4 protein-coding genes are annotated in these 2770 nt (G+C 71.4%); 2 read left to right on the top strand and 2 right to left on the bottom strand.

The genetic code is table 11. From position 1 onward, the window contains the following. On the top strand, positions 1-603 hold a 603-nt coding region (locus DKT69_RS30355), incomplete at its 5' end, for a hypothetical protein (RefSeq protein WP_236648448.1). Positions 604-643: 40 nt separating this feature from the next. Here the strand turns inward: DKT69_RS30355 and DKT69_RS30350 are convergent. Beyond that, positions 644-1069 (bottom strand): PIN domain nuclease, encoded by a 426-nt coding sequence (locus DKT69_RS30350; RefSeq protein ID WP_109804874.1) that lies wholly within the window; start codon positions 1067-1069, stop codon positions 644-646. Beyond that, positions 1066-1275 (bottom strand): type II toxin-antitoxin system VapB family antitoxin, encoded by a 210-nt coding sequence (locus DKT69_RS30345; RefSeq protein WP_109804873.1) that lies wholly within the window; start codon positions 1273-1275, stop codon positions 1066-1068. The genes DKT69_RS30350 and DKT69_RS30345 overlap by 4 nt, the downstream gene beginning before the upstream one ends. Positions 1276-1363: 88 nt before the next feature. Between DKT69_RS30345 and purB the strand changes: the two genes are divergently transcribed. Next, positions 1364-2770 (top strand): adenylosuccinate lyase (gene purB / locus DKT69_RS30340; protein ID WP_109804872.1); only part of this gene is annotated, 1407 nt, incomplete at its 3' end.

Here is a 2770-nt window from a genome sequence, read left to right as displayed (position 1 = left end):
GCGGTGGTCGCCGGCGGTCCGCCGCCTACCGCGCCGGCGATCGCATCCGCCTCACCGGATCGGCCTGCCGGCGTCGAGGCGGACCGGCAGCGGATCAGTGCCGCGATGCTGGCCGCGATCGACCGGGAGGCGCCCGGGCTGCGCTGGGTGCCCGGCCCGGAGCGGAACCGGAACATCGCCGACTGGACGGGTCCCACCGTCGACACCCCGAGCTGGCCGGTCAACCAGTTCTCGCACCTCTCCGCCTCCGGCTGGATCGGGTTCGGGGTCGCGGCGCGGGGCGACGTCCGGGCCTGGCTGTCCATCGAGATCAGCACCCCGAAGCCGGGCCAGCCGGCGGAGACCTTCACCTGCTTCGAATCTGCCCGGGCGTGTGAGACGTCGAGGGGGCCGAACGGCGAGCGGATCCGGTACCTGGACCTGAACGCCTGGTACGCCCCGCCGGGACAGCGCCCCACGCCGCTGGCCGACAGGAGCGTCGAGGTCATTCGGCCGGACGGGACAAGGGTATCGGTGCAGGCGTCCAGTTCGTCGACCCAGTTCCTGCTCACGGTCGCGGAGATGACCGGGATCGGGCTGGACCAGGCGCTCGCCCTGCACTGACCGCTTGCGCCCGGGCCATCACGGACAAGCGTCGTGGCGCCTATTTGATCGAGCCGGCCGGTGCCAGCCATCGCATCGGCTGGCCGGTCACGGCGGCGATCTGGTCGAAGTCGCGGTCGTAGTGCAGCAGGGATAGCCCCTGGTACTCGGCCGTGGCGGCGATCAGCAGATCGACGGCTCCGGCGGACCGGTGGGTACCCCGGCCGGTCAGCTCGACCTGGATCTCCACCGCCCGTTCGTAGATCCGGTCGGGCATGGCCACCCAGCCGAAGACGATGCGCAGTTGCTGCTCGAGCTGGGCGCGGTCGGCGACGGATCGGGCCGAGTAGAGGAATTCCAGTTCGACGAGGGGGCAGACGGCGACGAGGCCGGCGGTGATGGCCGGTTCCCAGCGGGCCAGCACCTCGGGATCCCGGAGCAGTCGGACGAGGGCGCTGGTGTCGACCAGGTAGTCGGCGAGCTTCACGGCCGGTACGTAGGCTTGTCGAGCAGTTCGTCGAAGTCGCCGCTCTGCCCACGGCTCGCCAGTTCGGCGAGCGCCCGGGCCCGGCGTACCCGCGCCGCCCCCTCGCGCAACGCCACGTTGACCGTGTCCTTCTTCGTCCTGGTGCCGAACGCCTCGGCCGCGTCGGCCAGCGCCTCATCGTCGACATCCACGAGGATCTTGGTCATGCGCCCCCCTATATACGGCAAGCTCCAGCAGTATATCCGGCCGTGGCCTGGTGCAGGGGCGGACGCCCCGTACGAAAGAATGAGGCACGTGACGACGATCCCGAACGTGCTCGCCAACCGCTACGCCTCGCCCGAGCTGGTCGCCCTCTGGTCCCCGGAGGAGAAGGTACGGATGGAGCGCCGGCTCTGGCTGGCCGTGCTCCGGGCCCAGCGGGACCTGGGCGTGCCGGTGCCGGACGGGGTGGTCGAGGCGTACGAGCGGGTGGTCGACGACGTCGACCTGGCCTCCATCGCGGACCGTGAGCGGGTCACCCGGCACGACGTGAAGGCCCGGATCGAGGAGTTCAGCGCGCTCGCCGGGCACGAGCACGTGCACAAGGGGATGACCTCCCGGGACCTCACCGAGAACGTCGAGCAGCTCCAGATCCGCGCCTCGCTGGAGCTGATCCGGGACCGGGTGGTGGCCACCCTGGTCCGGCTCGCCTGGCACGCCCACGAGTACTCCGGCCTGGTGATGACCGGCCGCTCGCACAACGTCGCGGCGCAGGCCACCACGCTGGGCAAGCGCTTCGCGTCGGCGGCGGAGGAGCTGCTGATCGCGTACGACCGGCTGGCGGACCTGATCGGCCGGTACCCGCTGCGCGGCATCAAGGGTCCGGTCGGCACCGCCGCGGACCAGCTCGACCTCTTCGACGGCGACGCCGGCAAGGTGGCCGAGCTGGAGCGCCGGGTGGCCGAGCACCTCGGGTTCAGCCGGGTACTGGACAGCGTCGGCCAGGTCTACCCGCGCTCGCTCGACTTCGACGTGCTCTCCGCGCTGGCGCAGACCGCGGCGGCGCCGAGCAGCCTGGCCACCACGATCCGGCTGATGGTCGGCCAGGAGTTGGTCACCGAGGGCTTCAAGCCGGGCCAGGTCGGCTCTAGCGCGATGCCGCACAAGATGAACACCCGCTCCTCGGAGCGGGTGAACGGCTTCGCGGTGATCATCCGGGGCTACCTGTCGATGGTCGGCGAGCTGGCCGGTGACCAGTGGAACGAGGGGGACGTCTCCTGTTCGGTGGTCCGCCGGGTGGCCCTGCCGGACGCGTTCTTCGCCGCCGACGGGCTGTTCCAGACCTTCCTCACCGTGCTGGACGAGTTCGGGCCGTACCCGGCGGTGATCAACCGGGAGCTGGAGCGCTTCCTGCCGTTCCTGGCCACCACGAAGATCCTGGTCGCGGCGGTCCGGCGGGGCGTTGGCCGGGAGGTGGCGCACGAGGTGATCAAGGAGCATGCGGTCGCGGTCGCCCTCGCCATGCGGGAGAAGGGCGCCCCCGACAACGATCTCTTCGACCGTCTGGCGGCCGACGGTCGCCTGGGCCTCACCCGCGCCGAGATCGACGCCCTGGTCGCCGACCGCAACGCCTTCGTCGGCGCCGCCGCCGCCCAGGTGGACCGCATCACTGCCCGCATCGCCGACGTGGTCGCCGCCCACCCCGAGGCCGCCGCCTACACC

This window comes from Micromonospora sicca (assembly GCF_003172935.1).
In the GTDB taxonomy this organism is placed as follows: Bacteria; Actinomycetota; Actinomycetes; order Mycobacteriales; family Micromonosporaceae; genus Micromonospora; species Micromonospora sicca.
The sequence above is the reverse complement of the archived record's forward strand: the minus strand, read 5'-3'. Positions and strand labels throughout refer to the sequence as shown.

Bases quoted from the DNA above. Each gene is read 5' to 3' on its own strand.
- DKT69_RS30345 (WP_109804873.1), bottom strand. From the start codon at position 1,275: ATGACCAAGATCCTCGTGGATGTCGACGATGAGGCGCTGGCCGACGCG.